Source organism: Gordonia sp. 852002-51296_SCH5728562-b (assembly GCF_001665475.1).
GTDB classification, from domain to species: domain Bacteria; phylum Actinomycetota; class Actinomycetes; order Mycobacteriales; family Mycobacteriaceae; genus Gordonia; species Gordonia sputi.
On the sequence record NZ_LZMI01000133.1, the window covers coordinates 24629 to 30762 of the forward strand.

The 6134-nt window shown below is 64.8% G+C and carries 7 protein-coding genes; 4 read left to right on the forward strand and 3 right to left on the reverse strand.

Going from position 1 to position 6134, the window contains the following annotated elements:
- Window positions 1–3: 3 nt before the first annotated feature.
- Window positions 4–324 (reverse strand): hypothetical protein, encoded by a 321-nt coding sequence (locus A5766_RS22840; RefSeq protein ID WP_005203304.1) that lies wholly within the window; start codon window positions 322–324, stop codon window positions 4–6.
- Window positions 325–414: 90 nt separating this feature from the next.
- Here A5766_RS22840 and A5766_RS22845 point away from each other — a divergent pair, with 90 nt between their 5' ends.
- Entirely contained in the window at window positions 415–2115 is a 1701-nt protein-coding gene (locus A5766_RS22845) for an FAD-dependent oxidoreductase (RefSeq protein WP_039854707.1), read from the forward strand.
- Between the two features lie 2 nt (window positions 2116–2117).
- Here A5766_RS22845 and A5766_RS22850 read toward each other — a convergent pair whose 3' ends face one another.
- Window positions 2118–3200 (reverse strand): alpha/beta hydrolase, encoded by a 1083-nt coding sequence (locus tag A5766_RS22850; protein ID WP_005203307.1) that lies wholly within the window; start codon window positions 3198–3200, stop codon window positions 2118–2120.
- A gap of 66 nt (window positions 3201–3266) precedes the next feature.
- Here A5766_RS22850 and A5766_RS22855 point away from each other — a divergent pair, with 66 nt between their 5' ends.
- Window positions 3267–4127 carry a PfkB family carbohydrate kinase gene (locus A5766_RS22855; protein ID WP_005203308.1) on the forward strand — a complete coding sequence of 287 codons (861 nt, stop codon included), beginning with the start codon at window positions 3267–3269 and terminating at the stop codon, window positions 4125–4127.
- Here A5766_RS22855 and zapE read toward each other — a convergent pair.
- Window positions 4106–4744: an AFG1/ZapE family ATPase gene (gene zapE, locus A5766_RS22860; RefSeq protein WP_231894792.1), complete on the reverse strand. Its 639-nt coding sequence runs from the start codon at window positions 4742–4744 to the stop codon at window positions 4106–4108. The genes A5766_RS22855 and zapE overlap by 22 nt on opposite strands.
- Here zapE and A5766_RS25245 point away from each other — a divergent pair.
- Together A5766_RS25245 and A5766_RS22870 are read left to right on the forward strand one after the other, a co-directional pair.
- Entirely contained in the window at window positions 4640–5281 is a 642-nt protein-coding gene (locus A5766_RS25245) for a TetR/AcrR family transcriptional regulator (protein ID WP_231894791.1), read from the forward strand. The two genes, zapE and A5766_RS25245, sit on opposite strands and share 105 nt — an antisense overlap.
- 48 nt (window positions 5282–5329) lie before the next feature.
- The gene (locus A5766_RS22870; RefSeq protein WP_064861265.1) at window positions 5330–5890 is read left to right on the forward strand and encodes an AAA family ATPase; all 561 of its coding nucleotides are present in this window, start codon (window positions 5330–5332) and stop codon (window positions 5888–5890) included.
- Window positions 5891–6134: the final 244 nt, after the last annotated feature.

Here is a 6134-nt window from a genome sequence, read left to right on the forward strand (position 1 = left end):
ACTTCAGGCTCCCGCACTAGAGGTGGCGGCGGTACGGGAGGTGACGGCGCACGTCGCGGCGCCGAATGCCCCGGTCACCGCGAAGACCGACGGCCATGCGCCGATCTTCTTGGCGAGTGGGTGCGAGAGCCCGAACGCCGCGAGGTAGCCCGTGAGAAGTCCGGCGGCGGGTCCGGGCCCCCGGCTCAGCCACTGCCGCGTGCACCAGGCGCCCGCCAGGCCGAGGACCACGCCCCCGAGAGGACGTTTGCCGGTGTACCGCGCGGTCGCATATCCGCCGATCAAGCCAGCGCTGGCGACACCGACAGTGGGATCCACATGCATGCCGGTCAGCCTAGCAATCTATTCCGCGCGGTTGCGTGGTTGCGCCTTCAGTCTCCACTCCACCGCGCCTTTTCCTGCCACACTGGAGTTATGGGTGATCAACCCGCAATCGTGCTCGTGTCGTCCGGCCACTCAGAGCAACTTCGCGGTGAGTTCGGTCGGTATCTCCGCGACTATCGCATCGAGTGTGCGGAGTCGGGGGTCGGAGCGATAGTGCTCCTCGGCAGCCTTGTGGGCGACGGGGTTCCGGTGGCGCAGATCGTCGTGGAGTCCGAGTTGCCGGACATGTCGGTGTTCGAGGCGCTGAGCACTTTTCGTTCCATCGTGCCGACGGCCAAACGCGTCGTCATCATCTCGTGGGAGAACTTCGGCACCCACATCGAGATGCTGCGACCCGCCCTCGCGAAAGGCAAGTTCGACACCTTTCTGCTGATGCCGCGTGGCGCTCGCGACGAGGAATTCCACTACGCGATCACCGAGATGCTGTCCGACTGGGGTGCGACCGTCGCGACCCCGGTCGTCGACTCCGTTCGCGTCATCAGCGACTCGTCGTCGGCGCTCACGCTGGGCATCCGAGACCTCCTCGACCGCATGGGGATGCCCAATCGGATGTACTCCAGCGACAGTGTCGAGGGGCAGGCGGCGCTCGCGCTGTACGACTCGGGTGGCGCACCGGTTCGGTTTCCGCTCGTCCAGTCCATGGCCCCGAAGTTGCGCAACCGTGTGATCTCACCGGGCACGCCACGCGACGTATCGGCGCTCATCTTCGGACGGCCATCGGATGTGGACGAGGACGAGGTCGTCGATCTGGCGATCGTCGGCGCAGGACCCGCGGGACTCGCGGCCGCCGTGTACGGCGCGTCGGAGGGCTTGTCGACGGTGGTTCTGGAATCCGATGTCGTTGGGGGACAAGCTGGTACGAGTTCGATGATCCGCAACTACCTAGGCTTCCCGCGTGGCATCTCGGGGATGCGTCTCGCGCAGCGTGCACGTACGCAGGCAACACGTTTCGGTGCGCGCTTCTACTCCGGGTGGCCTGTCGACGAACTGCGACTCGGCGTCGACGATGCACCGCATCGCCTCTGCACCGAGGGTGGCGACGTGCTTGCGAGGAGTGTGCTCATCGCGAGCGGTGTCGCGTATCGACGGCTGGGCGTCGAATCGCTGGAATCGCTTGTCGGGTCGGGTGTGAACTACGGTGCGGGAATGTCCGCGGCACGCGAGATGGACGGGCGCGACGTGTTCGTCGTCGGTGGTGGAAATTCTGCCGGGCAGGCCGCGATTCATCTCGCCCGCTTCGCGCGCTCGGTGACGATTCTGATTCGACGGTCAGACCTCACCGAGACGATGTCGCAGTATCTGATCGGGGAGATCGCGTATCACCCGCGGATCGATGTGCGTGGTACCACCGAGGTCATCGACGGCGGTGGCGATGGCCAACTCGAATGGCTGGAGTTGTGCGACACCGTCACTCGCGCCAGCGAGCGGGTGAGCGCAGGCGGACTGTTCTTGCTGATCGGTGCCGAACCGCATTGCGACTGGCTGCCCGACACGATTGCGCTCGACGATCGCGGCTTCGTACTGACCGGACGCGACGTTCCGAAGGATCAGTGGCCCGGCGAACTCCCGCCACCGAATCTCGCCACAAGTGTCGCAGGGGTTTTCGCCGCGGGCGACATCAGGGCACAGTCGATGAAGCGTGTCGCCGCATCGAGTGGCGAGGGAGCAAGCGCCGTCCCGATGGTGCACGCGTGGTTGGCCGCTCGGCGGACAGCATCAGCCGAGAGCTGACGTCACTTGTGCTGCAGCACTTCTCGTGTGTCGAGCTCGTCGAGGAACTCTTCGACGCGCGGCCACGTCTGTTCCGCAGCGGCGTCGCCTGCGATCAGGCCGAGATGACTGGTCTCGACGGTCTGGAAGTGCACGTCGGTTGAGCCGCTGAGAAGTTCGACGCCGTGGTGAGCGGCTTCCCAGCTCGCGATGGCGTCGCGGTGGCTGCCGAAGAGTTGGATGGGCTTGCGGATCGTCGTCAGATCGACAATGCGACCATCGAAATCGACTACACCCGAAGCTAATTCGTCGCGGTAGACGAAGTTCTCCCACATCTGTAGCGACACCTTGCCCGCATAGCCCGGCATGGCGTTCTGGAATCGGTCGATGACCTGCATGCGAGCGAGCGCCTCGTGGTCGTCTGCGTTGCGCAGGATGTAGAGCGGCTTCTTGAGTTCGCGGTCGGCGGCCAGCGCGCGGTAGGCGATACGCACCAGTGGCGCGGGAATGCCGCCCATCACCTTGAGCGCGCCCGTGATCGGCACACCGCCGACCGGTTGCATGACCCGTTTGACGAGCGGGTACGGCGTCACGGCGTCGTAGTCGAGCGGTGTACCGATCGCGGTGATCGAGCGCACCGGCAGGTCTGGGTGCGCCGCGATCATCAGGAGCGACACGGTCCCGCCCAGGCTCCACGCGGCGACGTCGACCTCATCGGCGGAGTAGTCGGTGAGCACTCGGTCGATCGCCTGCGGAACGATGTCGTCGAAGTAGGTCTCGAAGCCGACCTGCCGGTGTGCCTGCCCGACGTCGCCGAAGTCGACGACGTACGGGATGCGTCCCGCGGCGAGGAGATGCTCGACTGCCGATTGCCCCGGCCCGAGGTCGTAGCAGCGAGCAGGCACCGCGAGCGGCGGGACCAGCAGGATCGGCGGCCTGCCTGATGCGCGGGCGGCGGAAACCTGCTCGGCGGTGCCGTAGCGACGCAGCGTGCGCTGCGGATCGTCGAAGAAGGTGACGTGAGGGGTCTCGGTGTCTGGTGCAACCTGATGTCCGCCGAGGATGCGTGCCAGTGTCTGCACTCGTTTCCAGCGTGACGCGGCCATCTGCTCTCCTCCATCTCGGTGATCGAACAGCAATCTACGCGACCGGCGTAACGGCATACTCGGGGTATGGAGGCAACAGGTTCAGGAGTGGTGGCGGTCGTCGGAACGTTGAATCTCGACCTGGTGGTCACACTCGCCCACAGACCCGCCGTCGGTGAGACGGTCCTCGGTCGGTCGTTGACCGAGCGTCCCGGCGGCAAAGGAGCCAATCAGGCACGAGCCGCCGCCGCGGCCGCGTCAACCGCGCTGGTGGGTGCGACGGGCACCGATGCGGCTGGAGACCGGTTGGTGTCTGATCTCGTCGACGTGGGCGTCGACGTCACGTACGTGCGACGGGTATCGGGCACCAGCGGCCATGCGGTCATCGAGGTCGACGAGGATGGCGACAACAGCATCATCGTGATCTCCGGCGCCAACAGCCAACTGACCCCCGACGACGTCGGCGCGGCACTCGACGCGCTGCGCCCCGCCGTCGTGATGACGCAGTTGGAATCGCCCACCGAGGTCACCGCTGCAACCGCGACGTGGTGCCAAGACAGCGAGATTCGATTCGTCCTGAATCCCAGCCCGACTGCACCGGTCGACCCGTCGATCCTCGCCGAAGCCGACCCGCTGATCGTCAATCAGATCGAGGCGGCGTACTACGCAGATTTGTCAGAGGATGCCGAGCCGTCTGACCTCGCGCGAAAGTTGTTGACTATCAGCAGATCCGTGATCATCACGCGAGGTGGCGACGACGTGGTGGTCGCCGGGAGCGGATCGCTGGACATCCTCGACGTTCCGCAGGTCGACGTGGTGGACACCACGGGTACAGGCGATGTCTTCGCGGGCACGCTTGTTGCGCATCTCGCCAACGGCACAACGCTTCTCGACGCCGCACGCGCCGCGAACAGGGCGTCGGCCGATCACGTTTCCGCGTCGAGATGAGTCGTGTTGGCTGTGGGCCGCAGCATCGACAATCGGCTTATTGTGCGGGCCGCATCGGGCGGTGACCGCTTCGCGCGGAGGATGTCGCGTGGAGTTCCCTGAGACACAATGTTGAGAACGATGTCCCGGTCACAACAGATGTCGACCAGATTTCCCAAGCGCTGCAGTGGTTCTCGGTCCACGAGGGCGAGGTCGGGTACGTCGCGGAGAGTGATCTCGCGGAACCGCTCGGTCAGCGCGAGGTACTCCCGCATCCCCAGCGGCCGCTCGCAGAGCTCGACGAACGCAACTGCCGCCGCCGTGGCGTTGTGTAGAACCGCGACCGACTGGCCGTTCATATCGATTTGTGTGGGCAACATCCGCGTGATCTGCTCAGACTCCGTCGATGACCAGGTTCCGGATGCGAAGCCGTGACGTATCGGGCCATTGCACCTTCGGTAGTCGTCGCCCTCCCCGATCCAGATCACCGAATACTCTCGCTCAATGAGATCGATCGCCTGTTGAAAGCGGTCGTGCATCAACGGGTTTGGCAGCAGTTGTTGCGGGGGGTAGTTCGACGTCGCTATGAACAGTGTCCCGTCGCGGGCGATGCGTCGAAGAGTTGCGGTGAGGTAGATGGCGTCGGCGACGCCGACGGTGGCGCACGCGCGCTGACACACGGCGCCGTCGACCGTGCGGCCGCACTGCCGAAGGGCTCGACGTCGTACTACTTCCGGACGCGCGAGGCGCTGATCTCGGCGACCATTGGACGGGTCCGCGAGCGCTCGCGTGAAGCCATGGACAGAGCTGGGCCGCCCGCAGAATTGACTGCCGACTCCGCAGCGGCGTTCATCGCGGAGCAGTTGGAGGCCTTCGACGGCCCGCGCCGCGCCGATGCACTCGCGATGTTCGCTCTGCTGCCGGAAGTTCGTGAGAACGATTCGCTGCGAACAGAACTCGGCTCATGCTTGTTCTCGCTGGAGCGCGCCACCTCTCTGCTCGCAGCGTTGGGGTCGCGCCACCCCGCGGCCGACGCCACCGACCTCATCACCTTTCTATCCGGGATGGTGTTCGACACGCTCTTCGGACTACGGAGTCAAGCAGCCAGCGGCGTCCGGCCCGTACCAGAGTCAATCGGGAGGATGCTTGTGCAGATGACCCGCGCCTCGGGCTGATCGTCGCGGGACCCGTCTAGCCAGCCACTGATAGAGAAGGAGAAGCGCATGCAGCCGCCGTCGCGTGCAGTCGTGTTGTCGGGATGCTCAGGCGGCGGCAAATCAACTGTGCTGGAGGCTTTGGCATCTCGCGGATTCACCACAGTCGAGGAACCGGGCAGACGGATAGTTCGTGACGAACTCGCCAATGGCGGTCGCGCGTTGCCGTGGGTGGACGCCGCTCGCTTCGCTCACAGCTGCGTCGAGACGGCACGAGCCGACCTTGCCCACCACAATCGTGACGACTGGGTGTTCTTCGACCGTGGCCTCGTCGACGCCGACACCGCACTGTGTCACTACGAGGGCGGTCATGACGAGAGCCCAACTGCCTGCTCGATCGATGAGTTGCAGAGTTATCACCAGCGGATCTTCCTCACGCCGCCGTGGCCGGAGCTGTACGCCAATGACGAAGAACGCCAACTGAATTTCGCAGACGCCGTTGACGAATACTCGCGTTTGCTCGACGCGTACGCAAGGCTCGGCTACAGCATCACCGTTCTCCCGAAAGTGGGCGTCACCGAACGCTGCGACCTGATACTGGCCGAGCTGAACCTTCTGCGATCGCTCTGATTCGGAATGCCGACCGACTTCGGAATTAGTTGCGCGACTTTTACATCAGATGATCTCCACAGCCCGCTGAGCAAGAAGCGAAAATTGTCAGACCTCGCCTGTATGTTCGATGTATGTCCTTGGAAACCTTCCCCGACCCGGCCGGCGCGGCCGACGCCACAGGCGCACCCGCGTCGCAGCCGCCGGTGCTCGCGCGCGTCGCCGAGGACGAATCTCTGTCGAAAACCGATCTGGTCGAGGTGAT